Genomic DNA, 25868 nt, shown 5'->3' with positions numbered 1-25868 from the left:
CAAAGACATCCCCCCTTTTACTAGTTATTCATTTATTTAATAGATCTTTTATTCGAAGCGATTGTAGATTCATAACATGTATATTTTGTTCTCCATCTAACCATTTGAGAAGCAAATAATCCATCGCTAAAAAGGTGCTTTTATTTTTGATACGCTTTGCGTCATTTGCACTAATTAGATGCATATAATTTTTTTGCACCTTCAAAAAATTACTTATAAAAAATGATGGAGTACTTGGCTATCACTAATCTTCACTTTTATAATCTCGTTTTTTCTCACAGTTGTATTCATCCTCACAGTGGTAATTATGATAGTGTTCATCACGATAACCATATTCATAACGAATTTTTTCAATATTAATAGCATCTAAACTCGTATAGCAATCGTTTCCATTTCGTTTTATCCAATAAATAAAGTCTTCGCATTTTTCCTCTGTAAACCGAATAAAGATACCTTCTCCTTCATATCTACCTGCAGAATACACTTTTATTCGATCACCCTCACATAAATCAAAAAAACGCCTTCTTTCCATGCTAATTGCCTCCCTTTTTTATATTTCATTCCACAAATAGCATATGCTCTAAGTAAGGTTTTTGATTGGGCGATTTAAAAGGTGCTGTTGCAATTTTTTTAACATACAATTAAATGAGGTATTTGTCACTAACTATTATGTAATTATAAATAATTTTTGAAATTCACTGTAAGTCGAAAAACAGGAGTTGGACGCTAGACTCCTGTTTTTTATACAAAGCATGGATGGTTTCGATTCCTTTGATTGCACGTGAAGCATGCCGAAGGTTTGATAAAGCGGTATTTCACATGCCTATGGTCTATTATTCAAATGCTTGATGGTACAATGATTGGTATGCTTATACAATTCTTGTTCTCTCATTTTATTGAACGCGGGAGCTTTGTTTGTTGTGAAAAAGGTTGGTTCTCCAAATGTTTTCACTATTCTTTTCATAAAGGCATAGGCAGCTCGCAAAATTGAATATCCAATGTGTGTCCATTTTTATCGATTGCTCGATACAGGTAACGCCATTCTCTTTTGGTTTTTATATAGGTTTCATCTAATTTCCAAGATAATTATACTTTTTTCTTTCTTCAAATTTGATAGACTAGATGGCCATATTCATGAAATCAGCGCGTAATAGTTGTGAAACACCACGTTCTTTCAAAATATCAGATACATCTTGATAACTTAAAGAAAAACGACAATAGTAGCCAACGGCTACCAAAATAATATCTTGTTTAAATTGCTTTTCTTTAAAATATCTAATGTATAATTCTCCTCACTCTATTTTGCGAAAGTTTAGCTTAGTTTTAACAACTTTGTAACAGAACCGTTGTTATTCATACTCAAAGTAAAATTCACCAGATATTTTTGCCATTTGAAGGTTTTTATCAAATATTTGAATTTCTAAATGACGTATTTGGACATGTTCATCATCAATAACATAATAGGGTAATCTTCCTACACTATATTTTACTACGTGATTAACATGCAATGTTTCTTGATAAGATAAAGCAATAGAGCCATCCCTAGAATTTTTTGAACATATTTCATTTTCATAAATTGGCTCGATGTATACATTAAGTAGGAAAGATAAACAACCTTTTATTTTTAAAGCATGTAAATCAACATCAACATATCCACAATGATCCACTTCAATAGATTTTTTACATGTTTCCTTTATCATAGAAATATGGCTTAAATCATACATCAACTTGGGGTTTGTTTCCTTTTGTATTCGGAATCCTTTTGGAATATTCAGTACAATGCTAAATGGTAGTCGATGATTCTTTTCTTTTACATTCGGATCTTTGTGTAAGTTAGATTCGATATTAGATGCAAGAGGATTACCTTGTAATTCACCTTGAGTATGGTCTTGGTATTTGCTGTCCATGAGATATGCCTCCCTTTATTCCGAAATTTCATTTTTAAAAATTGAAAATGAAAGTGTGCACTTATATATGTATGTAAAAATTTATTAAATATGTTTTTTATTTACCCAATCGTTAAATACATGTGCTTGGAGGTATTAAAAATAAATGGTGGCAATTTAATGGAAAGAAATTTTTTTCGATTCTTGTGAAGGGGGGACTTTCACATGCCCATCAACTTAAGAATGGAAACAAAATGAACTTTCGTTCTTATGAACGAAAAAACTCCTAAAATATTTTGTGTCCTTAAAAATAAGCATACCAAATAAACCTAGACTGGCTAAATTTCAAAAATTATGCAGTTTTTTTTGTTTTCTCAATCCATTATACTCATAAATAACACCCAAAATATCAAAGACTGTCTTTTTCTCATATCGATGAGATTTTCGTCCGTTGTGCTGTAGGAGGTTAAACAGACGAAGGAGAACCTTTGATAATTCTTGGGTGTTTTTGTGTAATGCTTGGTAAAAAAGTAAAAAATAATCCTTAATTATGTACATCGCTTTATATTCACTTAGCTCTTTCTGTTTCTTACGTAACAGGAGTTCTCGCATTTTAAACATAGTAGAAGAACATAATAGAATACTAATGAGTTGCCCATAAAGGTGACATTCTAATCGTTCTTGTTTAATAGATTTACAACGATGAATTTGAAACCAAGATTTCCATATTTTAAATAACAGCTCAATTTGCCAACGCAGTGAATATAGATCATAAATTTTCTCTTTTGGTACCCATTCCGTAGGAATGTTTGTCATATATACCGTAATACCTTGTAAAAGTTTTGTACGCTCTGTATATGTAATTCCTTTTTTCTTTTCGCGAATAGCTCGATCACGTAGACGTTTCTGTTTTTGCTCCTCGGTACATCTATAAACTACAATTCGAGTAGGAAGTTTGTCTTTACTCCCTACATATACATCATGTAATTCATACACTTGGCCAGGCTGCAATTGTTTCATGATGTCTTCCAAATGAATTTGTATATATACCGGTTTTAATTGAGCGGGTTTTGTTTTAAATACCACTGTTTCAAATTCTTTTCTATATATTTTAGTTGGTAACTTTAGACGTGATAAATAATATCCTTGCTTATCTTGAATAGACTTAAAGTCTTGTAGACGAAAATATCCTAAGTCACGAATATATAGTTCATTCTTTTGTGCCATGCCTGTTCGAGTCGCACTATATGCCTGATCACTTCGTTTTCCTGGTTCAATTTCCACATCAGAAAATTTTCCACTCAACAAGTCATACTCTAGTTGGATTTTCACACCAGCTGTATGACTACACCCTCCGGCACCAGGATAAGTAGTTGCGAATCGATCTGGAACTTGGAAAGTTGTAGAATCAAGGACGAGAATCCGCTCAAAATAAGAAGAAAGAGAATGAGAAATCTTAGATACTCCTCCAATTTTAGCTTGTAGAAGTGTAGTAAATACAGTGCGAAAGAAGGCTACAGAATCCGAATTAAATCGTCGATTAAGTCCCTCCGGACTTAATAAAATTCCTGTTGAAGTTTCTAATTGACTACAAAGTTGAGTAAGAGAGGTAGTAGCGATTTGTTGATTTAACCATACACACAAAGATAAGAAATGGTGCCCGTGGCACTTGCGTTTTCGTTTCATTCCGCCTGCTTTTATAGCTAATTGATTAAGTGTAGCGGGAGACATATATCGATATAGCTCTTCGGCAAATAAAGATAACTCTTGTTTTTGATGCATATTCATAAAAAGCACGTCACCCTTTCTCATTAACATAAGAAAATAGTAACGTGCTTTTAACTTCAAAAATAGTCTAAATCCTTAAGTTGATGGATGTGGGGGACTTTCACATGCCCATCAAATTAAGGCTTGAAACAAAATGAACTTTTGTTCATTTAAACTAAAATTTCCTTTACTGGGTACAAATGATTAAAAATAAACATACAAAATAAACCCTGTAGGCCAGAGCCATCAATTCTTTCTTAACTTGATGGCTCTATGGGTCCTCAGGGCTAAGTAGAGTACCAGTGGCTGTATGAAGTCTACTACATAATCGTTACTAAGGGATATCGCTTGCCACTCGTTGACCAATCCAAATACAAATCATAGCTAAATCTAATTCGGAAAACTTACGTTTTCGTTTTATAAATTCAATGTTTCTTGCCAGTTCTTCTAAAATGCAGGTGTGATGTATCGTTGTAATTCATCTTGAATTGAGAGAATCATAAAAAACGTCATTTTTTCTCATCTAGCTTGTTAAGAAAGAATAACGTTTTTTTGTAGGGTATGAAAATTCTTGATTTGATGTGCATGTATGGTGCCCCCTAGTTAACTTTTTAGGGTTCTGTTGCAAAGTTTCTTTACAGATAAAAAGTTGGTATGATTGCAGATAGATTTTATGCGATCGTTAGAAATTGTTGTAATTCATTGTACGTCGAAAAAGCGAAGTTTGGTTGTTGCAAACTTCGTTTTCGTTTATATATAGCATGAATTGTTTCGATTCCTTTCAAGGTGCGTGAAGCATGGCGAAGACTTTGAAATCCTGCGGATCTGGAAAAACGTCGCTTGATATGTCTATGATCCTGTTCAATGAGATTATTCAAATGCTTGATTGTACAATGAGTGGTATGCTTATAAAAGCCTTGTTCTCTCAATTTATTGAACGCACAAAGTAGCGCGGGCGCTTTGTCTGTTGTGAGATCCGTTGGTTCTCCAAATGTTTTCACTAGTCTTTTCATAAAGGCATATGCAGCTTGATGATCTCGTTTTTTGCGAAGTTGAATATCCAATGTATGTCCATCTTTATCGATTGCTCGATAGAGATAACACCATTCGCCTTTCACTTTGATATAGGTTTCATCCAGGTGCCAAGATAGCTGTGCGGATTTGTTTTTCTTTTTCCAAATTTGATACATCTGATTTCCATATTCATGTACCCAACGCATAATCGTTGTCGGATGAACAGAGATGCCACGTTCCCTCAAAATTTCAGATACATCACGATAACTTAAAGAAAAACGACAGTAATAGCCAACGGCTACCAAAATAATATCTTTCTTGAATTGTTTTCCTTTAAAATATCTCATGTATCATGCCCCTCGAGTCATTTTCTTTAAATTTTAACTTTGCTTAGACATCTTTGCAACAGAACCGTTTTTCTTCTATGGTAGCGAGCGCATATTTATTTTGAAAACGCAAAAAAATCCACGTGTTTGGCATTCTTTTTTTTAGAGCATCTTTAAATCTGTACTACTAATATCAGTAGCTTCTACAATTGCAACATAATTGTTTTGGTGCTGGTATAAAACGAATGACTATTGAAAATCGTTTGCTTTGAATAAGAAGTCCATTTGGGATTCTATTTGCTCACCATCAGATAGTGTCTGACCGAATTTTTCCAGTGATTTAGAAGATAATTTACTAATAAGGGGTTGTTTCTCACTACTTAGGGGGTGTACTTTCCATGTTAATAATAAACATCGTGGTAATTTGCTACCTGTAAAGTAAGTAGCAAGTATTTTATTTGCCCCAAATTGCAAATCTAAATATCTTTTTCTTGGTGCATATGCTTCTTTAAGCATGTCAGTCACTCGGCCCATGTGTATCTCTCTATCTGTTTTCAAATGTAATTAGTTAATGTGAATGGATTCCCCAAAAGTTTTTGCGATGTGCTCAAGGAACGCAACAATTGGATATTGTATAAGTGTACGATTTTGTCCAAACTCATATCTTTTTTCTCTAACAAAGATATGAGTTGTTCTATGCTTAATTCTTGCTGTTTTATTTTATTATACTGCTGAAACACAATGTTTTTCCACTTGAATGAGGAGTACAGAAAAAAATTTTCTCCTCCGATCGGTTTGTTGAAAATATTTCACATTTTTCCCTACGCTGTTTTTCACGAAAATGTGTCTCCCTATGTTTCAAAATAACCGGCCTCCTTCATTCATAGGTATTCAAAATTAATTTCAATACGATGTACGTTAGGCAGCATTTTTTATATGTTCCATAAAGTGAAATTGGACGTCCATCGACTTCAAATAGAAAAAATATATTTCTTACATGTCTACAATAATAATACTTTCTAGTACAATCACAATATATCCTGTTATTTTTATTGAGTTTTGATTGATTAGGGCTTTATATCAATATAAAATAATGAAAGGGGAAAGAGTGGTCTAATAGAATGGGAAAGAAGCCTTAGATGTATCCGAAATTCATTGATAAAATGGCGTTTTGCCAAATCCGGAGGATTTCAAAGTATTCGCCATGCTTCCCGTACCTTGAAAGGCATTGAAACCGTTCATGCTATATATGAACAAAACCGCAGTTTGCGACCAAACCGCGGTTTTTCAACGTACAATGAATTGCAAAAATTACTTGCAATCGCATAAGATTAAATCCGTTAAGAAACTTTGCAACAGAACCCCCACTTTTATAAAAGGTATTAAAAAACTATATGGAAAGATCGAATTTTGTATAAAAATATGCCTTAAATTGATAGATGTAGGTTCAGACTATCTATGATTCTACAGAAATAATAACGTATTTTTTCATTTTGAAGGGCATTTCTTTTCATTAGGTTGATAGCGATGTGAGATCAGCCCATACACTTCTTGGCACATTTTATTCCAAAATGAGTTAAGGGAGTATCGCTAAATTACCATTTAAAATTCCTGTATTAACTGTCGTTAACAGAGTATCTGTAATACCATCTATGACGTCTATTGAACCACCATTTCTAGTATTTATTATATAAATCTTATTAGTCAATGCATTTACCGCTATTGCAGAAGAATTACTCAATCCAGTCAGAACTAATCTCTTTATAACTGAATTAGTAATCCTATTCCCATCGAATATTAGCAATTCAGATGATCTTGGTACGTAAATTTTATTAGTTGACGAGTTTACCGCTATTTGTCTAATAAAAGAAATAGATGGCCGTATTGTTAAAACTTCATCTGTATGTCCGTCTATAACTACTAATGAATTGTTTGTATTGCTTCCATAAATCTTATTAGTCGAAGGATTTACTGCCAGTTTTGTTATAACTCCTGTGCCTGCAATATTTTTTAATACTGTTTCTGTATTTGTATCAATAACTATTATTCCATTACTAATTTCCCCCTGCGTTGTATATAGCTTACTCGTTGAAGGGTTCATTACTATTTGACCAATATTACGGTCCGTTGCAATATTCGACAAAGATGTATAGATATCATTACTACTAAGTGAAGCTATAGCATTAACAGTACGCCTCCCCGTATAGATTCTATTGGTTAAAGGATTCACTTCAGTTCCCGGACCTAAACTAACCGGACCTAAACCAGCCCCACCTGCCACATATTCTTGTCTTGCTGTATCTGTATTTCCATCTATAATTAAAAACCTTCTAGATGAATTAAGAGCACCTACTAAACCATAAACTTGTTGTGTCATAGGGTTCACTGAAGGAGAATCCACAATATTTCCAGGCCCAAAATCAAGAGTTGTTATTACCTTATCTGTATTTCCATCTATAATTGCTACAGAAGTTCCACCAAATACATATATTTTATTAGACCCTATTACACCTGATGATCCTGGAGGACCTGGTGGGCCTTGAGGTCCTTCGGGGCCTGGTGGGCCCGGATATCCTTGAGGTCCTTCGGGGCCTGGTGGGCCCGGATATCCTTGAGGTCCTTCGGGGCCTGGTGGGCCCGGATATCCTTGGGGTCCTTCAGGGCCTGGTGGGCCCGGATATCCTTGAGGTCCTTCGGGGCCTGGTGGGCCCGGATATCCTTGGGGTCCTTCAGGGCCTGGTGGGCCCGGATATCCTTGAGGTCCTTCGGGGCCTGGTGGGCCCGGATATCCTTGGGGTCCTTCAGGGCCTGGCGGACATTGTGGCGGACATTGTGGTGGACATTGTGGCGGACATTGTGGCGGACATTGTGGCGGACATTGTGGCGGACATTTTCTCTGAGGACTTATTGTGTATTTAGGAGATTCTTCATATCTAGGTTCTTCTCTAAGGCCGTTATGATTTATATTGGCATTATGATTCAAATAAAAAACACCCTTTCATAAAGATTATTTTGAACTTAGTACATACCTATTCTTGACTAGTAAATAATATTCATCAAGGTTCTGTTGCAAAGTTTCTTAACCGATAAAAAGTTGGTAGAATTGCAGATGGATTTTATGCGATTGTTAGTAATTGATGTAATTCATTATACATTGAAAAAACGAAGTTTGATTGTTGCAAACTTCGTTTTCGTTTATATAGAGCATGAACAGTTTCAATACCTTTCAAGGTACGTGAAGCATGGCGAATATTTTGAAATCCTCCGGATTTGGCAAAACGACGTTTTACATGTCTATGGTCCTGTTCTATGAGATTATTCAAATGCTTCATTGTACAATGTGTTGTATGTTTATAAAAGCCTTGTTCCTTTAATTTTTTGAATGCCCAAAGTAATGCTGGTGCTTTGTCTGTTGTTAAAACCGTTGGTTCTCCAAATATTTTCACTAAGTTTTTCATAAAGGCATAGGCAGCCTGATGATCCCGTTTTTTACGAAGTTGAATATCCAATGTGTGTCCATTTTTATCGATTGCTCGATAGAGATAACCTCACTAGCCTTTCACCTTGATATAAGTTTCATTTAGATGCCAAGATAGCTGTGCTGATTTGTTTTTTTCAAATTTGATAAATGAGATTTCCATATTCGTGAACCCAACGCATGATCATTGTTGGATGGACTGAAACACCACGTTCTTTCAAAATTTCAGAGACATCACGATAACTTAAAGAAAAACGACGGTAATAGCCAACGGCTACCAAAATAATATCTTTCTTGAATTGTTTTCCTTTAAAATATCTCATGTAATATGCTCCTCGAGTCATTTTCCTTACATTTTAACTTCGTGTAGAAAACTTTGTAACAGAACCATACACGAACATAACCAATTTTCAATTTGTAATCTCTCCCTGTTCAATAATTTAATTTTAGATATATATCTGAACAAACATAATTGTACACTGTTTATGGACACGATAACGGTAAAAATTGTAGTGTTTTTTACTGAAAAATAAGATGTCCAGAAATATACAATTTTCTGTACACAAAAAAGAACCTAACCTTTTGCTAATTACTCCTTTCATTTTAAAAAGTTTATCAACTAGAGAAGCGATTAAATTTTACATATTTTAATGTTCTCTAGCATAAGGTAAAAACTAGTATTACATTTATTATGTATAAAGGAGAGATAGAATATGGCTTTAAATGCACAAGCACAATTTTTATCTATTTTAGAATTAACAAAAGGCTTATTAGAAAATAGTCCAAAACGCCTGCAACATCTAGAGATATTCCCATTTCATCATGTTGAAGGAGATAGCTTAAGATATGTACGAACACCAGAATTGACCCCAGCATCTATTATTGGATTCGGAGATCCAATTCCAGATAATACAACAATCCCAGATGAACCCATCACATTTCCTATGAGTGAATTAGCTACTAGTTTTTTAGTTGCATATAAAGGACAAGATATCTATTCGTATACGAATGATTTGGTTAAACTCGAAGAGCATTTAGCTACACGTCAGTTATTATATAAATTTAGTGAGCAATTAGAATCTGGAACCAATGGTTTTCTTGGATTTACACAGCTGATTCAACCAAGTAATATCACAGATTTAAATGGGAATACCTTAAAATTAGAAGATTTAGATCGTGCTAAGGGACAAATCCGTGTGAAAGAAGGAGAATCTGGCGTTATTTTCACCAATCAATCAGGTTATGAACAGATTAGAAAAGCTTATTATAATAGAAATCAAATTCCACCAGTAGTAGATGGAAAAGCCTCTTTTGATGGCTGGAAGATTTATATCAATGATTTTCAACCTACACATTGTATAAAAGATAAATCCACTACAAATATTTGGTTGGCATCATTAGGAACAGATGCCTTACATGGAATTATCCCAGAAAATGTAGGAGATAACATGTTTGTTACTAGAAAAACGGTTCGCACAGAAGGATCTGAAATTGTGGTACACAAAACATGGCCAGTAGGACTTGCGTTAGGATCTCAAGCGGCACTTGCTAGTGTGAAAAATGTAGCCATATAATAGAGCTCTTTGTATAAAAGATGAATTTTTAACACTTAATGGATGCATTGAAAATTTTATTGTAGGAGTCTAAAAATGAAAAATACAAAACCCCCAATGTTTATTCATACACATGGGCTCAATAAATTAGATAAGGATGATCAACACCAAGAATCCCTCGTTAAAAAGGGAGAAAATAAAAGAAACATACAAAAGCAGATTCAACACTTTCAAAACTTGTCTTTATGTGCCCTTTTATCTAATGATATTTTTGCAGATAAAACGGTATTAACTGGGGGAAGTGTTTTGAACTTATTTTATAATGTTCATAAGAGAATTTCTGTAGATTTAGATTTATCTTTAGAATCCCCCATATTACCTCATGAATATGTGAGATTAGAAACTGAATTGGAAAAAAATTTTGATGAGGCTTTTTCAAAAGAAAAGTATAAAGTATTAAACGCAAGATTAGAGATTAGGAGTCTAAATCTACATAATAAATTTTCATCTAAAAATTTATTCGACCCTAAAGAAATTCTTTATAAATATACTTTTCAGCTCATGGATTTACATGAATATGAAGAAATATGTACTCACCCTGATAGTACTAAGGAACAAAAAGAGGCTCGATGCAAAGATAGCATTATAATGTTACCAAATAAAAAAAATTTTTTTGAGATTGACTTTAAATGGGAAGGACCAATTATAGAAAAACAGGAATATAAAATCCATAACTATACATTGGAAGCTCCTTCTCCTTTTATTTTATTATGTAAAAAAATGATAGGAATTCTAGCACATTCACCTCATATAGGGGATACACCAGAAAAATTTAAACGAGCAAGATCACAGGATTTTTTTGATATTCACTCACTTATTGATTCTCAAATGATACATCTACAAGACTTAATACAACCTAATCATTTAAGCATATTTCAAACAATGCTTACGGAGAAAAATATAGAAACCTCTTCACTCAAGGATTTAAAAAAACATCGTGAATTTCATCAAAGTAACTTCACTGATTCTGTACGAAATATGAGTTTATTTCCATTGAAAAGTTTTGAGTATTATTTTGATTGTATCATTCATCTCATAGATTATATGTATCCTTTTTTAACTACATTAAAATCTGTACAATCTCCACATAGCTAAATGTCTATAATATTCTAAAATAAACTAATGTTAATTTTTTTCATCCTTAACAAGTAGCGATTTTATACAATTCCTTTTGCCGTTTCTAATTTACAAAAAGTACACCAGCGCTTATTCATGGAGAACAAGCGTTGGTGTATTTTAAAAAGGAGAATGAAATGAAATATATATGGGATAAACCAACTGCATTCATTTTAGATACGAATATTTGGTTGAATTTTTTAAATGGAAGCGAACAAGAAGTTCAGACTTTTCGAAAAATGGAGGAATTAATAGCTGCGAATAAAATTATTTTATTTGCTCCAGAACAAGTCCTACTAGAATGGAATCGTCACTATACAAGTATCATACAGCAAAAGCTCACAACTACAAAAGAGACTTTGGATCAAGCTAAATTGCTTATTAAATATTTTCATGAGCCTACCGATAATTCATATCATCAGTCCTTAGAAAAAATCGAATCTCAAATACATTTAAATACAGGTATTCAAAACGTATCTCTTGTTAAAGATATTGAATACTTAATAAAAAACAAAGTAACGCCAATAAAATTAACAAATACTCAATTAAAGAACATGGTAATTGAGTTTGGATTACAGAAAAAGAAACCTTTTGGACACAAAAATAGTATGGGGGACGCTGTGATTTTCTTTAGTATGTATGAAAATTTCTCAAATAAATTTAGCAATAACAATCAATACGAATACGATCAAATATATTTTGTTACAAATGATGTGCATGATTTTAGTGAGGGAACAGATGATGAAAAACGTCATATCCTTCATCATGATTTAAAAGAATTAGCAGATGAAATCGATTTAAATTATTCAGATGACATACATACAACAATTAATTTATTAAAGAACAAAAAAAAAACATTCAATGTGTAGTATGGGATTTAGATAATACTATATGGAATGGAGATTTAACAAAAGAAGAAACTATAAAATTAAGAGAAAATACCTTGCAAACGATTCAGTCTCTTCATAATTTGGGTATCATACAGTCTATTGCTAGTAAAACTGACTATACTAAGGGATTAGCCAAGCTAAAGCAACTTGGAATAGAAAAATACTTCGTATTACCACAATTAAGTTCTAACAACAAATCAACTTCAATTAAAAAGATTGCTAGGTTGTTTCATATTAAATTACAAAAAATTGTATTCATTGATAATGATATTTTAGAACTAAAAAAAGTCTCTTCTGAACTTCCACAAGTTACTTGCATTAATGCTACAAAATATGGAGGAGATATATACAAACAAGTAAAAAAGATAATAAATTCTGTTGAAAAATTTTAAAGTTTGTATGTTAATTAGAACGATATGTACCTTTTTTGCTAAAAGAGAATGCAATATAAAGTACATTGGAAACTATAGAGTACTTCCATTCTTCATGTAGAATTTTGTAATTGTTTTACATGAAGAATTTTTTTGTAGGGTTAAAATGTGTCTAAACGTACAATTTTCCCGAAATGGTATGGTGAGGCCATGCCCATCAACTTAAGAATTTTCACTACCCCCAAGTACAAAAAAACGTTATTCTTTCTTAACAAGCTAGATAAGAAAGGATGACGTTTTTTATGAATCTCTCGATTCAAGATGAATTACAACCATTTGCGGAAGAATTAAAACGATACATCACACCTGTATTTTTAGAAGAACTGGCAAGAGAAATTGGGTTTATAAAACGAAAACGTAAGCTTTCTGGATCAGATTTAGCTACAATTTGTATTTGGATTAGTCAACGAGTGGCAAGCGATCCTTTAGTCCGATTATGTAGTAGAATTCATGCAGCCACTGGTACTCTTCTTAGCCCTGAGGGCTTAAATAAACGTTTAAATACAAAGGCAGTTTTGTTTTTACAACATATTTTTTCTTTATTGTTACAACAAAAAATATGTGAACAAACTCAAATCTCTAACCAACTTTTCTTTTATTTTAAACGCATTCGTATCCTGGATGCCACTGTATTTCAAGTACCAAATGCTTTAGAGAATGTATATCCCGGCTCTGGAGGATGTGCCCAAAAAGCTGGAATCAAAATTCAATTAGAATATGACCTACATAGCGGACAGTTTTTAAACGGTTCTGTTGCAAAGTTTTCTACGCGAAGTTAAAATGTAAGGAAAATGACTCGAGGAGCATATTACATGAGATATTTTAAAGGAAAACAATTCAAGAAAGATATTATTTTGGTAGCCGTTGGCTATTACTGTCGTTTTTCTTTAAGTTATCGTGATGTCTCTGAAATTTTGAAAGAACGTGGTGTTTCAGTCCATCCAACAACTATTATGCGCTGGGTTCATGAATATGGCCATCTGATTTATCAGATTTGGAAGAAGAAAAATAAAAGAGTACAATTATCTTGGAAATTGGATGAGACCTATATAAAAGTCAAAGGAGAATGGTGTTACCTATATCGTGCAATTGATAAAAAAGGGTACACATTGGATATTCAACTTCGTAAAAAACGGGATCATCAGGCTGCCTATGCCTTTATGAAAAGGTTAGTGAAAATGTTTGGAGAACCAACGGTTTTAACAACAGACAAAGCACCAGCATTACTTTGTGCATTCAAAAAATTAAAGGAACAAGGCTTTTATAAACATACAACACATTGTACAATGAAGCATTTGAATAATCTTATAGAACAGGACCATAGACATGTAAAACGTCGTTTTGCCAAATCCGGAGGATTTCAAAGTATTCGCCATGCTTCACGTACCTTGAAAGGTATTGAAACTGTTCATGCTCTATATAAACGAAAACGAAGTTTGCAACAATCAAACTTCGTTTTTTCAACGTATAATGAATTACATCAATTACTAACAATCGCATAAAATCCATCTGCAATCATACCAACTTTTTATCTGTTAAGAAACTTTGCAGCAGAACCGTATATCGGTTACGCTAATTATAACATAGCTGGATTCATCCGGCCTGAGTTTTCTGAATATTCAATTCATTTTTTCGGTGTTAGTTCTTCAGGTTCAGATGGCCCTAAAGAATCATCTAACCTTGTGAAAAGGTCTGCGGTACACTTTACTTGTCTAAAATATGGCGTATTTCCGACAGTTCCATATTTGTAAACTTCGCAATATCTTCGATATCCATGCCATTTTTATGCATGCCTCGGATAAGTTGCTCTCTTTCGGCTACTTTCCCTTCTTCTATACCAACCTCACGAGCATGTGCCAATTTCGCTTGTTCATCAAATAGCACTTTTTCCCGTGCTTCATATGCGAGACGGAAAGAGCTACTTTGACTCATATTTTCCCATTTGTGGATTGCCTTCTGTAACATTGGATCTTGTTTCATGGCTATACCCTCCAACGTGTGGGTTAAATGTTCATCTTCATGCGCTGGTAGTAAAAGTAACCAACGAGCAAATTCATTTTCCCACGGATTAATTTTTTCTTCTCTCCATTGCTGTAGCAATTTCGGAATTTCAATAAAATGGATTTCCAAATCTTCGAGTAACACTTCCTTGTGTTGTTGACTCCAAAATTGTCCGACTGTATGCATGTCATCATATTGAGGAAAAAGATCAAAATCTAATAGATTAATCGCAATCGTTTTCCGTAAAGAACGATAGGGCATCCCTTGCTCTAATTGAGATGTATACAGTTTGCTCCAATAATACAGGGAACGTTTTACTATCTCTTGTGTATTTCGTAACTGGATTTCCACGTTCACCTTGGTTTCATCTTGAAGTGTAGCTAATATATCTAGTATGGATAATTTATCTTCTTCATATTCTTTATGCAAATGTGGGTCTTCAATTTTTAAGGATACAATCGGTGTAGATAAGGATTCATGCAAAATTGCATTTAAAAAAGAAATCAGTAATTCCTCTTGTCCTTGTACACCAAATAATTGCTTGAAAGCAAAATCGACTCGTAAATTTACTAAAGGTTGATTCATAGAGTGAGTCACCTTTCTTTGTGTGTATTCTATCTCTATTGTAGCGGATATGGAAGAGAAGACGCAACCCTTGATGAATATTTGGTGGTGATAATTAATTGTTATATAGTTCAGTACGTGAAATTATTTACATTACTACTTAAACATGCATATAGCCCTGCATAATCAGCTTGTTTTTTCTTGATTACGTTAAACGCTTTTATTACCTTATTTTTAGCGTTTAACGTTTTTTACATAGAAATGTATTCTCTTGGTTGTCTTCTTTCGTTAAAAATAAATCTGAGCAGTCGTTTTTTTAATTCTTCACAAAAAATAGGCGTTTTATTTGTTTTTCAGAACATAATGCATACATAGTGACCTATCTGGATTAGAGATGAATCACCAAATGAGACGAACAATAGTTTACCGCTCGATTTTTCAACTCTTCATACGTGTATAACTTTTGCTTATCAAATAATTTCGGATGTTTCTTTCTATAATATCCAAACAATTCTTCTCCATTTTTCCGTATACGATACCGACGCGCTTGTCTGATTGTACCTGGTATTTCTTCAGGAGCAAACTGTCCCAGTATTTGTAATGCTTGTGAAGAAGGGATTTCTTCCCCTGTTACATAGGCATGAATAAAGATAAGTTCTTTTATTGTTATATAATTGTAATGTGAATTTCCGCTCATAGAAAAATACCCCTCCTCGGTCATTATTTTTATCCGCACATGACTAGACAAATAAACGAAGCTATCTGTTTAGCCTAGCAGTATCTTCAGCGTTTGTTTCACTTTTTCATCGTCCACTCGATAAAATACTTCTAATCCTTTTCGCTCACATGCTACGACTTTATGTAATTTTAACTTGCCAAGATATTGTGAAACAGTGGGTTGTGGTATGGTGAGATACCGTTGTAATTCAGAAACATTTAATGAATTTTTTTTTATTATTTGAAGTACAATTTGGAGACGGACAGGGTGTGCTAAGGCCCTTACTACTTCTGCAACACGTTCTACTTCCTTTGGATCCGTGTAAAAGGCATTTTTCATCCTTTTTCCTCTCCCATTCCCTTTATACAGAGTATTCCCTCTATATAATACATTTTTCTGTTATAGAATTTACATCTCACAAACTATCTTGCACCATTTCATTTACACCTTTATACTGAAACAAGTATACATAACAATAAGAGGTGTCTTATGAACAAATCAGAATTAATCAAACAAGTTGCAATACAATCCGAACTAACAAAACCACAAGCGAGTCTTGCAGTAGATGCCGTATTAGAGTCCATTCAACATGCACTACAAAATGGGGAACATATACAGCTACTTGGCTTCGGCACATTTGAAGTAAGAGAACGTGCTGCTCGTGAAGGACGCAATCCACATACTGGTGAAGCTCTTACGATCCCTGCGGGAAAAACACCTGCCTTTAAAGCGGGGAAAGCATTAAAAGAAGCTGTAAAAGCTAAATAATATTTCTTTAACAGTAGCATGAATCCTTAATGAATTCATGCTACTGTTTTATTTTAGAATCGAATCGTGGAGATTGCATGTTTATATACAAGCTGTTGTTTCCCCTCATATTCTATTAAAATAGAAAAAGTATCATATCCTCTTATTATTCCTTTTATATGTAGTCCTTTTAACAGAATTAACGTGATATCCTTCTTCTTTTGAAACGCTTCTTGTAATAAGTGTTCCTGTGAAAATAGTATGTTCTTACCTCTATCCTTTTGAAATGATTGTAATTTCGTTTCCAATGAATTCTCCCCCTATTCTTCTCATACCGTTACTTTGTATTGTTCTAGTTCACCTAACAGTTGTTTTACACCCTCTTGACTCAACGTCAGCTTTCCACTTACTAGTTTTATATTCCTTGAAGATATTTCTCCTGTGATAGGGCAAGTACCATGAGGTGTATATTTTTGTAGAACAATCGCATCTTCTTCTACAAAAAATTCTAAAGCATCGCTTGTCTCCACCTGTAAAGTTTTTCTTGTTTCTTTTGGTATTACAATTCGTCCCAAATTATCTACTTTTCGTGCAATACCTGTTGCTTTCATAGAAATGTCCTCCTTTTGTACACATAGAATATCTCACCTCTTATGTGACCGTTTTCATTTTTAAAAAACTGCATATACTATAAAAAAGTTGATTTCAATCTGTAGAAATAGAGAGGTTTTCCATATCTACATCTGATATTCTCCACTTACAAAAACAAATTGAAGAGAAAAAGAAAATGCTACAATAGTTGGTAAAACATACGGATACTCAGACCCAAGTACCTTTGCATATAGCTAAGAATTAGGTCAACTCGTGTTTTTATTTATGCGAGATTAGTCCTATTAAACATGTGAATTAAAAAAATGATTCCAATTCATCAATAGAATTGAAATCTCTCTATACATATGCCCTCTATATTTTACCATAACTGGACTCTATGTGGAATGGACCAACTACCTTCTGTATAAAAATATGACATTTGGTAAATATTAGGATCGAAAATTCCGACCTATATCTTTGATTGCTACTCTAGAATGAATTCTCCTAACATGATTACAAGTGAAATGGTTACCCATTTCTTCAACACCAGAAAAGACGTGCTGACAAGTTCGTCTTTTTTTCTAGGTTCTATTTCCACCACACGCTCTCATTTTTTGTATACATAGGGGATATAGTTCTGTTGCAAAGTTTAAAAAAGCATAAACAGGTTGATAAATGAGGAGAAATATTTAGGAAATAGCTAGTAATTGTTGAAGTTCATTGTATGTTGAGAATGCGGAGTCTCTTTGAAGAATCTACCTTTCCTTATAGAGGGTATGAATGGTTTCAATCCCTTTTATGGTACGTGAAGCATCCCAATATGCAAAATTACATATTAAAATAACTCCCTCGTGGTGTATGATAAAGCAAATTAATAATGAAAATAAGATTCAAATAGGGGGCACACATGGGATGGAAATTGCAATCTCAGTATTAAAATTTATTGGTGGCGTAATTCCGTTAGTAACAGACTTATTAAAAGTATTAATGTAGTCACTGAATTCTAAAAATGGCAAGAAAGAAAAGATGTTTGCTTTTACGCAGGCATCTTTTTTCTTGAGTGAAACATAGAATTCCCCATTTTCTCAATAGTGACTTTTATATTATTAAATTATAATATAATTAATTTTTCTTATTGGTATATGCTTGCTATATTCTATTAATGCTAGTTTAAATATGTACACGGGTGCTTTCCTGTGAATGGAATTTCATAGTTTGTAGAAAGGATTGTGTTTATAGCATGTTATTTACAGATTTAGATCGCCCTTTACAGCGAGGGTTTCTCGCCGATCTTCGAGGAATCGTTCGTAAGCTTCTTCAGGATATGGATTATGTTATTGTAGAGGATAATGTATCTTTTATTACGGATGCGTTTATTCAGCGAGTATTTGTCTATATAGACCAGACACGTTTTTTTCAGAAGTGGATAGATGTGGATGTTTCTGTCGATGATTTGAAGGAGTTATTACAGCAAATAGAACTCTCAATGCGAAAAAGAAAATCTACATGGTTCTGGTGCAAAGTTTCTTAACAGATAAAAAGTTGGTATGATTGCAGATGGATTTTATGCGATTGTTAGTAATTGATGTAATTCATTATACGTTGAAAAAACGACGTTTGATTGTTGCAAACTTCGTTTTCGTTTATATAGAGCATGAACGGTTTCAATGCCTTTCAAGATACGTGAAGCATGGCGAATACTTTGAAATCCTCCGGATTTGGCAAAACGACGTTTTACATGTCTATGGTCCTGTTCAATGATGTTATTTAAATATTTTTTCACACGAAGTAAAGTATCGTGTGGAAGGCGCTTTTCTTCTTTTAATTTCTGTATCGCAACTGGATAAGCTTTATCACCATCGGCCGTAATTATACGGGGTTTTGTGACATGACAAGAAGCCAAGGCTTTCTTTAGAAAAGGTTCTGGTGCAAAAAGCGTGAAGTATATGAAAATAGTTTCTCAAACTTGGACATACTGATAGTATAAATCTAAAAAAGGTGCGTGATCCATATGGAAAAGAAGAATGTATTTAAGTGGAAGCATTATCAACCAAACATCATTTTATTAACTGTACGTTGGTACCTTCGGTATAACTTAAGCTTACGTGATTTAGTGGAAATGATGGAAGAACGAGGAGTATCCTTAGCTCATACAACTATTATGCGTTGGGTACATCAATATGGACCTGAATTAAATGAGCGAATTCGCAAACATTTGAAACCAACTAATGATTCTTGGAGAGTGGATGAAACATATATCAAAATCAAAAGCGAAAAAATGTACTTATATCGTGCCATTGATTCCGAAGGAAACACAATTGATTTTTATTTGAGTAGTAAACGAGATACCAAAGCTGCCAAGCGCTTTTTAAAGAAAGCCTTGGTTTCTTGTCATGCCACAGGACCTCGTTCTATAACTGTCGATGGAGATAAGGCCTATCCTGTTGCGATAAGGGAACTAAAAGACGAACAGTGCATACCACATGGTATGCCACTTCGTGTGAAAAAATATTTAAACAATATCATTGAACAAGACCATTGCCTTATCAAAAAACGAATTCGGAATATGCTTGGATTTAAGTCATTGCATACAGCTACAAAAATGATTGCTGGAATAGAAGCTATGCATATGGTCAAAAAAGGACAAACTCTCCAAGGGGAGAAATCTGTCCAAAGGCAGATATATCTTATCAATGAACTCTTTGGTTTAACAGCATAACGTTCAATTCCGCTAGAAATCTTTTGCTCTTCTTTCATATCCCACTATTTTTGCAACAGAACCTTTTATTCTTTACAGGAATAGTTGTTTTGTTATCAGAATATATATAACATTGAAATTTAAATGAAAATTGGAGGAATATTTATGAATCAAAATAACAATAATAATAAATATGAAATTATTGATTCACATACTTCATCTTATCTTTCAAACAAAAACAGTAATCATTCTAAATACCCTTACACAAATAATCCAAATCAGCCATTACAAAATACAAATTACAAAGATTGGATCAATATGTGTCAAGGGAATCAACAATATGGTAATAATTTTGAAACATTCGCTAGCGCTGATACAATTGCTGCAGTTAGCGCAAGTACTATTGTATCTGGTACTATGTTAGCCGGTATAGGTGGGCTAACTGCTATAGCCGGGCCTATAGGAATAATAGGTGCTATAATAATATCTTTTGGTACCCTATTACCTATCTTTTGGCCACAAGGAGAGCAAGACAAAACAGTCTGGACACAATTTATTAGAATGGGAGAAATTTTTGTTGATCAACCGTTATCAGAAACCATAAAACAGCTAAAGTTACAAAGTTTAGAAGGAATTAGGCAAGTATTAAAAAGCTATGATGATGGATTAAACTATTGGATAAGTTTAAAAAAACAACAAAAAGATCCTAAAAACCCATCACCAGAATTACAACAAGCTGCCCTTACTGTTAAAACACGATTTGATAATGTTCATCATGATTTTATACGAGAAATACCTGGTTTCCAACTTGAAACTTATAAAACACTGTTACTACCTATTTATGCGGAAGTTGCAAATTTCCATTTAAATTTATTACAACAAGGTATCGAATTTGCTGATCAATGGAATGCAGATATATTCCCTTCACAAATTGAACCTAATGCTGGAACATCAGATGACTATTATAAACTTTTAAAAGAAAATATACCTAAATATAGTAACTATTGTGCAAAGACCTATAGGGAAGGACTAAATGCACTTAGAAACGAACCTAATATGAAATGGAGTACATTTAATGACTATCGAAGATATATGACCATTTCTGTATTAGATACCATCTCTATATTTTCTTTATATGATATAAAAAAGTATAGAGATTCAATAGGAGGAATACAAGGCATTAACTATGAACTCACAAGAGAAATTTATACAACTGAAATAAATTTTGACCGTATTACTTCCCCTAAAGTTCAACCCGATCTCTCTGCCATGGAATATAATTTAACACGTTCAGGGCTTAAATTATTTTCATTTTTAGAAGAACTTATATTTTATACAGAAAATGAAACATACGGGAATCGTTTAGTTGGTATTGCGAATCGTAATAGACCTACTTATGCCCAACAAGGAACTGAAATTATATATGGAAAAACAACACTTTCACCCACAACAAAAATTTTAAGACCATTTGAATCCTATAAAGTTTCAATTATAACTGATAGACAAGTACGTCCTACTGTCCCTTCAAATACCATATACTTTATAATTAATCAAATTGAACTTTATTTAAATAATTCACCTAGTAATAGATTAACATATTCAGCTGGGGGGAATTTATCTAATGATAAAAAAACAACTGATTTTCAATTTCCTGTAAAAAAAGACTGTAAACAAATTACTGATCCAAATTGTTTACCAAACTATAATAGTTATAGTCATATTTTATCCCAGTTTTCTTTATATCCTTATTCCTATCCAACTGGATTAGCGCTAACTATATTATATACAGGTGCATTAGGATGGACACACAGTAGTGTTAATAGAAATAATGCAATATCAGATAAAATAATTACAATGATCCCAGCAATCAAAGGTAACAGTCTTGATACAAACTCTAAGGTAATTGAAGGACCTGGTCATACAGGAGGAAACTTGGTTTATTTACAAAGTCAAGGGCGTTTAGAGATTACATGTAGATCTCCTAATTCTACACAGTCTTATTACATTAGACTTCGATATGCTACAAATGGTGCTGGAAATACTCTTCCTAATATATCTCTTACAATACCAGGAGTAACAGGAATACCACCTCAACGACTCAACAACACTTTTTCTAGTGCAAATTACAATAATTTACAATACGAAGATTTTTGGTATTTCCAATTTCCAGGTACAATAACATTACCTTTAAATCAAAACATACAATTTATATTTAATCGTGTAGATGTATCAAACTCAATTTTAATTATTGATAAAATTGAGTTTATACCAATTACTTCCTCTATGCGCCAAGACAGAGAAAAACAAAAATTAGAAATTGTCCAAACAAAAATAAATACATTTTTCACAAATCATATAAAAAACACTTTGAATATAGAAGCTACAGACTATGATATTGATCAAACTGCAATCCAAATACAACCCTTATCAGAAGAACTATATCCTCAAAAAAAATGATATTTCTAGATACAATGAAACAAGCAAAACAACTCAGTCTATCACGGAATTTACTTCAAAATGGTGATTTTCAATCATTTATAGGTTGGACTACTAGCAATAATATTACCACTCAAATAAATAATCAAAATTTCAAAGGAAGTAATCTTCACTTATCAGGAGCCAGAACAACAGAAATTGACAATACAATATTCCCAACCTATGTTTATCAAAAAATCAATGAATCGAAATTAAAACCATATACACGTTATATAATCAGAGGATGTATCCCACATAAATTCTTATACACAAACGAATTCATGTGAACCACAATCCCATGGTTCTGTTGCAAAGTTTCTTAACAGATAAAAAGTTGGTATGATTGCAGATGGATTTTATGCGATTGTTAGTAATTGATGTAATTCATTATACGTTGAAAAAACGAAGTTTGATTGTTGCAAACTTCGTTTTCGTTTATATAGAGCATGAACAGTTTCAATACCTTTCAAGGTACGTGAAGCATGGCGAATACTTTGAAATCCTCCGGATTTGGCAAAACGACGTTTTACATGTCTATGGTCCTGTTCTATGAGATTATTCAAATGCTTCATTGTACAATGTGTTGTATGTTTATAAAAGCCTTGTTCCTTTAATTTTTTGAATGCACAAAGTAATGCTGGTGCTTTGTCTGTTGTTAAAACCGTTGGTTCTCCAAACATTTTCACTAACCTTTTCATAAAGGCATAGGCAGCCTGATGATCCCGTTTTTTACGAAGTTGAATATCCAATGTGTACCCTTTTTTATCAATTGCACGATATAGGTAACACCATTCTCCTTTGACTTTTATATAGGTCTCATCCAATTTCCAAGATAATTGTACTCTTTTATTTTTCTTCTTCCAAATCTGATGATAAATCAGATGGCCATATTCATGAACCCAGCGCATAATAGTTGTTGGATGGACTGAAACACCACGTTCTTTCAAAATTTCAGAGACATCACGATAACTTAAAGAAAAACGACAGTAATAGCCAACGGCTACCAAAATAATATCTTTCTTGAATTGTTTTCCTTTAAAATATCTCATGTAATATGCTCCTCGAGTCATTTTCCTTACATTTTAACTTCGCGTAGAAAACTTTGCAACAGAACCGATATAAGAATTAAGAATATTAAAAAAGAATTTGGCATATATTTGTTAAGCCTGGTTGTAAAAAGAAAAGAAAATAAGGAGTGAGACATATGAATTCAGATCAACAAAAAGATGGACAGAACAATGAATATAGACATCAAAATCATAGTGTATCTTGTAATTGTGGTTGTCAACAAGATAAATATGAATACGAACAAAAGCAAAGTAGGGAAAAATATAACAATAAATATATGTCAAATGAACAAACACAAAACGATGAAGGAATGGGGTATCCTGTAGCAAATGAGGTAATGCGAAATGATATGTATGATTCTGTAAAAAAAGAATTTAGGGCATATAATATGTGTCACGAAAATAAAAATTATTATAGTTTTAGTTCAAGACAGTTTAATACATTTACTTTACCTGAAGAAAGTCAAAGATTCCAAACAATTACCTCTCATCTTTCAAGTGAGAAGCGAGGATTTGATGCTTTACGAACTCGTGTGGGTCAGCAATTAGGTCAGGGTTTATCAAATTATTGTAGGAACGTAACCGTACAAAATCAAGTGACAAACGATTATGTACACGACGATGGAAATCGACAACGATTTCTTTTTTATAGTACTGATAGTGGCCAGTTTATAATAGCTAATCAGCAATTTGGAGAAGTTTTAGAATATGTAGATACCGGCGAATCAATAGTTACTCGGTTATACAATGGGAATCCAAGACAATTTTTCAGAAAAGTTAATGCTTCAACTGATCGTTTTAGATTAATGATTGATAATGATATGGCGATAGCCCCCTGTGGAAATCTTAATAACTTGACTAGAATGACAGGATTTGAATTTGCAAATAATGACACTGAATTATTTTATCATCAGACAGATCAAAATGTATCAATAACTATTCCTGCATTATCAACTCCAACTGAGTTAGGACCACCACCTGTATTAACCAGCTTGAGTGATGCAGGTCCATCTCCAGAACAAGCAACAAGAGCTGTTATAGGAAGTGCATTAATACCATGTATCTTTGTAAATGATGTACTTCCACTAGATAGAAGAATACAAGAAAGTCCTTATTATAAATTAGAATATAGACAGTATTGGCATAGATTATGGACAGATGAGATTTCTTCTGGAGATAGAAGACTATTTGATGAAATAACAGGGATACCTCCAAATGCACAAATAAACATGAGAAATATGATAGATATTACAATAGGTGCTGATTGGGGGTTAAGATTTGGAAATAACTCGACTCCTTTTAAGAGGGGAATTCTAAATGGCTTAAATACTTTGGGGTCTTATGCTAATACGGATTTAGGAGACCGATTTGCGAATGTTACCCAGATAAATTTTAATGCATTTTCAGTTAGATATGCAAGATTTGTAATAGCTCATGAGTATAGATTGACACGTTCGAATGGACAATTAGTAACAACGCCATGGGTAGCATTAGATCATAGACTTCCACAAACAGCTAGATTCCCTCTAAATGCACAATCATTACAAAATTATAAAATAATAAGCAGTTATAATAGTTACGATTTGCCAGTATTAGAAAATACCGATAATAATAATAAGTAGTGAAACAAAGGTTCTGTTGCAAAGTTTTCTACGCGAAGTTAAAATGTAAGGAAAATGACTCGAGGAGCATATTACATGAGATATTTTAAAGGAAAACAATTCCAGAAAAATATTATTTTGGTAGCCGTTGGCTATTACTGTCGTTTTTCTTTAAGTTATCGTGACGTCTCTGAAATTTTGAAAGAACGTGGTGTTTCAGTCCATCCAACAACTATTATGCGCTGGGTTCATGAATATGGCCATCTGATTTATCATCAGATTTGGAAGAAGAAAAATAAAAGAGTACAATTATCTTGGAAATTGGATGAGACCTATATAAAAGTCAAAGGAGAATGGTGTTACCTATATCGTGCAATTGATAAAAAAGGGTACACATTGGATATTCAACTTCGTAAAAAACGGGATCATCAGGCTGCCTATGCCTTTATGAAAAGGTTAGTGAAAATGTTTGGAGAACCAACGGTTTTAACAACAGACAAAGCACCAGCATTACTTTGTGCATTCAAAAAATTAAAGGAACAAGGCTTTTATAAACATACAACACATTGTACAATGAAGCATTTAAATAATCTCATAGAACAGGACCATAGACATGTAAAACGTCGTTTTGCCAAATCCGGAGGATTTCAAAGTATTCGCCATGCTTCACGTACCTTGAAAGGCATTGAAACCGTTCATGCTCTATATAAACGAAAACGAAGTTTGCAACAATCAAACTTCGTTTTTTCAACGTATAATGAATTACATCAATTACTAACAATCGCATAAAATCCATCTGCAATCATACCAACTTTTTATCTGTTAAGAAACTTTGCAACAGAACCCAAATATATATCCAATTACCGTATGTATCATGATTAGAAA

At 33.2% G+C, this 25868-nt stretch carries 25 protein-coding genes and 9 pseudogenes; 15 read left to right on the top strand and 19 right to left on the bottom strand.

Annotated features, from left to right (window positions below; genetic code table 11):
- Positions 1-28 precede the first annotated feature (28 nt).
- The 9 genes and pseudogenes from MHH27_RS30075 to MHH27_RS30035 form a co-directional block, all read right to left on the bottom strand.
- Positions 29-184, bottom strand: coding sequence for a hypothetical protein (locus MHH27_RS30075; protein WP_340945425.1), 156 nt, complete (start codon positions 182-184; stop codon positions 29-31).
- Positions 185-244: 60 nt separating this feature from the next.
- Entirely contained in the window at positions 245-532 is a 288-nt protein-coding gene (locus tag MHH27_RS30070; RefSeq protein ID WP_340945423.1) for a hypothetical protein, read from the bottom strand.
- A 163-nt stretch (positions 533-695) separates the two neighbouring features.
- Positions 696-1280 (bottom strand): annotated as a pseudogene (locus MHH27_RS30065) (DDE-type integrase/transposase/recombinase).
- Positions 1281-1349: 69 nt separating this feature from the next.
- A complete protein-coding gene (locus MHH27_RS30060) occupies positions 1350-1907 on the bottom strand; it encodes a hypothetical protein (protein WP_340945420.1) in 558 nt (185 codons plus the stop codon).
- 324 nt (positions 1908-2231) lie between these two features.
- Entirely contained in the window at positions 2232-3674 is a 1443-nt protein-coding gene (locus MHH27_RS30055; RefSeq protein WP_340945578.1) for an IS4 family transposase, read from the bottom strand.
- Between the two features lie 259 nt (positions 3675-3933).
- A pseudogene (locus MHH27_RS30050) lies at positions 3934-4154 on the bottom strand (IS4 family transposase); the annotation flags it as partial.
- 170 nt (positions 4155-4324) lie between these two features.
- Positions 4325-5014, bottom strand: a complete 690-nt coding sequence (locus tag MHH27_RS30045; protein ID WP_340945357.1) for an IS6 family transposase — start codon at positions 5012-5014, stop codon at positions 4325-4327.
- Positions 5015-5242: 228 nt separating this feature from the next.
- The gene (locus tag MHH27_RS30040; RefSeq protein ID WP_340945418.1) at positions 5243-5518 is read right to left on the bottom strand and encodes a hypothetical protein; all 276 of its coding nucleotides are present in this window, start codon (positions 5516-5518) and stop codon (positions 5243-5245) included.
- A gap of 39 nt (positions 5519-5557) precedes the next feature.
- Positions 5558-5855, bottom strand: a pseudogene (locus MHH27_RS30035) (hypothetical protein).
- Between the two features lie 296 nt (positions 5856-6151).
- Between MHH27_RS30035 and MHH27_RS30030 the strand changes: the two are divergent.
- Positions 6152-6322: pseudogene (locus MHH27_RS30030) on the top strand (IS6 family transposase); the annotation flags it as partial.
- 247 nt (positions 6323-6569) lie between these two features.
- Here MHH27_RS30030 and MHH27_RS30025 read toward each other — a convergent pair.
- On the bottom strand, positions 6570-7976 hold the full coding sequence (locus MHH27_RS30025) for a YncE family protein (protein ID WP_340945415.1): 1407 nt from the start codon (positions 7974-7976) through the stop codon (positions 6570-6572).
- A 133-nt stretch (positions 7977-8109) separates the two neighbouring features.
- A pseudogene (locus MHH27_RS30020) lies at positions 8110-8794 on the bottom strand (IS6 family transposase).
- A 390-nt stretch (positions 8795-9184) separates the two neighbouring features.
- Here MHH27_RS30020 and MHH27_RS30015 point away from each other — a divergent pair.
- The 6 genes and pseudogenes from MHH27_RS30015 (at position 9185) to MHH27_RS29990 (ending at position 14023) form a co-directional block, all read left to right on the top strand.
- Positions 9185-10045: a hypothetical protein gene (locus MHH27_RS30015; RefSeq protein ID WP_325834530.1), complete on the top strand. Its 861-nt coding sequence runs from the start codon at positions 9185-9187 to the stop codon at positions 10043-10045.
- Between the two features lie 75 nt (positions 10046-10120).
- The gene (locus MHH27_RS30010; protein WP_340945411.1) at positions 10121-11179 is read left to right on the top strand and encodes a nucleotidyl transferase AbiEii/AbiGii toxin family protein; all 1059 of its coding nucleotides are present in this window, start codon (positions 10121-10123) and stop codon (positions 11177-11179) included.
- Positions 11180-11337: 158 nt separating this feature from the next.
- The gene (locus MHH27_RS30005; protein WP_340945409.1) at positions 11338-12069 is read left to right on the top strand and encodes a PIN domain-containing protein; all 732 of its coding nucleotides are present in this window, start codon (positions 11338-11340) and stop codon (positions 12067-12069) included.
- Positions 12036-12482, top strand: coding sequence for an HAD-IIIC family phosphatase (locus MHH27_RS30000; protein ID WP_340945576.1), 447 nt, complete (start codon positions 12036-12038; stop codon positions 12480-12482). Before MHH27_RS30005 ends, MHH27_RS30000 begins: the two co-directional genes overlap by 34 nt.
- 281 nt (positions 12483-12763) lie before the next feature.
- Positions 12764-13276 (top strand): annotated as a pseudogene (locus MHH27_RS29995) (IS4 family transposase); the annotation flags it as partial.
- A 57-nt stretch (positions 13277-13333) separates the two neighbouring features.
- Positions 13334-14023, top strand: coding sequence for an IS6 family transposase (locus tag MHH27_RS29990; RefSeq protein WP_340945405.1), 690 nt, complete (start codon positions 13334-13336; stop codon positions 14021-14023).
- A gap of 202 nt (positions 14024-14225) precedes the next feature.
- Here MHH27_RS29990 and MHH27_RS29985 read toward each other — a convergent pair whose 3' ends face one another.
- From MHH27_RS29985 to MHH27_RS29975, 3 genes are all read right to left on the bottom strand, one after another.
- Positions 14226-15107 (bottom strand): Rpn family recombination-promoting nuclease/putative transposase, encoded by an 882-nt coding sequence (locus tag MHH27_RS29985; protein ID WP_340945403.1) that lies wholly within the window; start codon positions 15105-15107, stop codon positions 14226-14228.
- A 367-nt stretch (positions 15108-15474) separates the two neighbouring features.
- Positions 15475-15783 (bottom strand): hypothetical protein, encoded by a 309-nt coding sequence (locus tag MHH27_RS29980; RefSeq protein WP_340945401.1) that lies wholly within the window; start codon positions 15781-15783, stop codon positions 15475-15477.
- 69 nt (positions 15784-15852) lie between these two features.
- Positions 15853-16143, bottom strand: coding sequence for an ArsR/SmtB family transcription factor (locus MHH27_RS29975; protein WP_340945399.1), 291 nt, complete (start codon positions 16141-16143; stop codon positions 15853-15855).
- 150 nt (positions 16144-16293) lie between these two features.
- Here MHH27_RS29975 and MHH27_RS29970 point away from each other — a divergent pair, with 150 nt between their 5' ends.
- Positions 16294-16572, top strand: coding sequence for an HU family DNA-binding protein (locus tag MHH27_RS29970; protein WP_340945397.1), 279 nt, complete (start codon positions 16294-16296; stop codon positions 16570-16572).
- Positions 16573-16625: 53 nt separating this feature from the next.
- On the opposite strand, the gene hfq is transcribed toward MHH27_RS29970, so the two are convergent.
- From hfq to MHH27_RS29955, 3 genes and pseudogenes are all read right to left on the bottom strand, one after another.
- Positions 16626-16859: an RNA chaperone Hfq gene (hfq, locus tag MHH27_RS29965; protein WP_000448532.1), complete on the bottom strand. Its 234-nt coding sequence runs from the start codon at positions 16857-16859 to the stop codon at positions 16626-16628.
- A gap of 21 nt (positions 16860-16880) precedes the next feature.
- Positions 16881-17162, bottom strand: coding sequence for an AbrB/MazE/SpoVT family DNA-binding domain-containing protein (locus MHH27_RS29960; RefSeq protein ID WP_340945394.1), 282 nt, complete (start codon positions 17160-17162; stop codon positions 16881-16883).
- A gap of 669 nt (positions 17163-17831) precedes the next feature.
- Positions 17832-17954 (bottom strand): annotated as a pseudogene (locus MHH27_RS29955) (IS6 family transposase); the annotation flags it as partial.
- Here MHH27_RS29955 and MHH27_RS29950 point away from each other — a divergent pair.
- Positions 17941-18135 carry a hypothetical protein gene (locus MHH27_RS29950; RefSeq protein WP_340945391.1) on the top strand — a complete coding sequence of 65 codons (195 nt, stop codon included), beginning with the start codon at positions 17941-17943 and terminating at the stop codon, positions 18133-18135. The pseudogene MHH27_RS29955 and the gene MHH27_RS29950 overlap by 14 nt on opposite strands.
- Before the next feature lie 247 nt (positions 18136-18382).
- Positions 18383-18649: pseudogene (locus MHH27_RS29945) on the top strand (hypothetical protein); the annotation flags it as partial.
- Between the two features lie 57 nt (positions 18650-18706).
- Here MHH27_RS29945 and MHH27_RS29940 read toward each other — a convergent pair.
- Positions 18707-19024, bottom strand: a pseudogene (locus MHH27_RS29940) (DDE-type integrase/transposase/recombinase); the annotation flags it as partial.
- A gap of 129 nt (positions 19025-19153) precedes the next feature.
- On the opposite strand from MHH27_RS29940, the gene MHH27_RS29935 reads away from it, so the two are divergent.
- The 3 genes from MHH27_RS29935 to MHH27_RS29925 all read left to right on the top strand — a co-directional run bounded on the left by MHH27_RS29935 (position 19154) and on the right by MHH27_RS29925 (position 22602).
- On the top strand, positions 19154-19861 hold the full coding sequence (locus MHH27_RS29935) for an IS6 family transposase (RefSeq protein WP_340945389.1): 708 nt from the start codon (positions 19154-19156) through the stop codon (positions 19859-19861).
- A 144-nt stretch (positions 19862-20005) separates the two neighbouring features.
- Positions 20006-22297 (top strand): insecticidal delta-endotoxin Cry8Ea1 family protein, encoded by a 2292-nt coding sequence (locus tag MHH27_RS29930; protein WP_340945386.1) that lies wholly within the window; start codon positions 20006-20008, stop codon positions 22295-22297.
- Positions 22298-22311: 14 nt separating this feature from the next.
- Positions 22312-22602 carry a hypothetical protein gene (locus tag MHH27_RS29925; protein ID WP_340945384.1) on the top strand — a complete coding sequence of 97 codons (291 nt, stop codon included), beginning with the start codon at positions 22312-22314 and terminating at the stop codon, positions 22600-22602.
- Between the two features lie 69 nt (positions 22603-22671).
- On the opposite strand, the gene MHH27_RS29920 is transcribed toward MHH27_RS29925, so the two are convergent.
- Positions 22672-23364, bottom strand: a complete 693-nt coding sequence (locus MHH27_RS29920) for an IS6 family transposase (protein ID WP_340945383.1) — start codon at positions 23362-23364, stop codon at positions 22672-22674.
- Positions 23365-23519: 155 nt separating this feature from the next.
- Here MHH27_RS29920 and MHH27_RS29915 point away from each other — a divergent pair, with 155 nt between their 5' ends.
- Both MHH27_RS29915 and MHH27_RS29910 read left to right on the top strand, forming a co-directional pair.
- On the top strand, positions 23520-25004 hold the full coding sequence (locus MHH27_RS29915) for a hypothetical protein (protein ID WP_340945379.1): 1485 nt from the start codon (positions 23520-23522) through the stop codon (positions 25002-25004).
- A gap of 75 nt (positions 25005-25079) precedes the next feature.
- A complete protein-coding gene (locus tag MHH27_RS29910) occupies positions 25080-25772 on the top strand; it encodes an IS6 family transposase (protein ID WP_340945377.1) in 693 nt (230 codons plus the stop codon).
- Positions 25773-25868: the final 96 nt, after the last annotated feature.

Origin of the sequence: Bacillus sp. FSL L8-0152, from assembly GCF_038006365.1 — a bacterium.
Classification (GTDB): domain Bacteria; phylum Bacillota; class Bacilli; order Bacillales; family Bacillaceae_G; genus Bacillus_A; species Bacillus_A cereus.
Note: the sequence above shows the minus strand (reverse complement) of the source record. Positions and strands in the feature narration are given on the sequence as shown.

Excerpts from the sequence above, each read along its gene's own strand:
- MHH27_RS30075 (WP_340945425.1), bottom strand. The coding sequence starts at position 184 with ATGCATCTAATTAGTGCAAATGACGCAAAGCGTATCAAAAATAAAAGC.
- MHH27_RS30070 (WP_340945423.1), bottom strand. The coding sequence starts at position 532 with ATGGAAAGAAGGCGTTTTTTTGATTTATGTGAGGGTGATCGAATAAAA.
- MHH27_RS30060 (WP_340945420.1), bottom strand. The coding sequence starts at position 1,907 with ATGGACAGCAAATACCAAGACCATACTCAAGGTGAATTACAAGGTAAT.
- MHH27_RS30055 (WP_340945578.1), bottom strand. The coding sequence starts at position 3,674 with ATGAATATGCATCAAAAACAAGAGTTATCTTTATTTGCCGAAGAGCTA.
- MHH27_RS30045 (WP_340945357.1), bottom strand. The coding sequence starts at position 5,014 with ATGAGATATTTTAAAGGAAAACAATTCAAGAAAGATATTATTTTGGTA.
- MHH27_RS30015 (WP_325834530.1), top strand. The coding sequence starts at position 9,185 with ATGGCTTTAAATGCACAAGCACAATTTTTATCTATTTTAGAATTAACA.
- MHH27_RS30010 (WP_340945411.1), top strand. The coding sequence starts at position 10,121 with ATGAAAAATACAAAACCCCCAATGTTTATTCATACACATGGGCTCAAT.
- MHH27_RS30005 (WP_340945409.1), top strand. The coding sequence starts at position 11,338 with ATGAAATATATATGGGATAAACCAACTGCATTCATTTTAGATACGAAT.
- MHH27_RS29990 (WP_340945405.1), top strand. The coding sequence starts at position 13,334 with ATGAGATATTTTAAAGGAAAACAATTCAAGAAAGATATTATTTTGGTA.
- MHH27_RS29985 (WP_340945403.1), bottom strand. The coding sequence starts at position 15,107 with ATGAATCAACCTTTAGTAAATTTACGAGTCGATTTTGCTTTCAAGCAA.
- MHH27_RS29980 (WP_340945401.1), bottom strand. The coding sequence starts at position 15,783 with ATGAGCGGAAATTCACATTACAATTATATAACAATAAAAGAACTTATC.
- MHH27_RS29975 (WP_340945399.1), bottom strand. The coding sequence starts at position 16,143 with ATGAAAAATGCCTTTTACACGGATCCAAAGGAAGTAGAACGTGTTGCA.
- MHH27_RS29970 (WP_340945397.1), top strand. The coding sequence starts at position 16,294 with ATGAACAAATCAGAATTAATCAAACAAGTTGCAATACAATCCGAACTA.
- MHH27_RS29960 (WP_340945394.1), bottom strand. The coding sequence starts at position 17,162 with ATGAAAGCAACAGGTATTGCACGAAAAGTAGATAATTTGGGACGAATT.
- MHH27_RS29950 (WP_340945391.1), top strand. The coding sequence starts at position 17,941 with ATGGTACGTGAAGCATCCCAATATGCAAAATTACATATTAAAATAACT.
- MHH27_RS29935 (WP_340945389.1), top strand. The coding sequence starts at position 19,154 with ATGGAAAAGAAGAATGTATTTAAGTGGAAGCATTATCAACCAAACATC.
- MHH27_RS29930 (WP_340945386.1), top strand. The coding sequence starts at position 20,006 with ATGAATCAAAATAACAATAATAATAAATATGAAATTATTGATTCACAT.
- MHH27_RS29925 (WP_340945384.1), top strand. The coding sequence starts at position 22,312 with ATGAAACAAGCAAAACAACTCAGTCTATCACGGAATTTACTTCAAAAT.
- MHH27_RS29920 (WP_340945383.1), bottom strand. The coding sequence starts at position 23,364 with ATGAGATATTTTAAAGGAAAACAATTCAAGAAAGATATTATTTTGGTA.
- MHH27_RS29915 (WP_340945379.1), top strand. The coding sequence starts at position 23,520 with ATGAATTCAGATCAACAAAAAGATGGACAGAACAATGAATATAGACAT.
- MHH27_RS29910 (WP_340945377.1), top strand. The coding sequence starts at position 25,080 with ATGAGATATTTTAAAGGAAAACAATTCCAGAAAAATATTATTTTGGTA.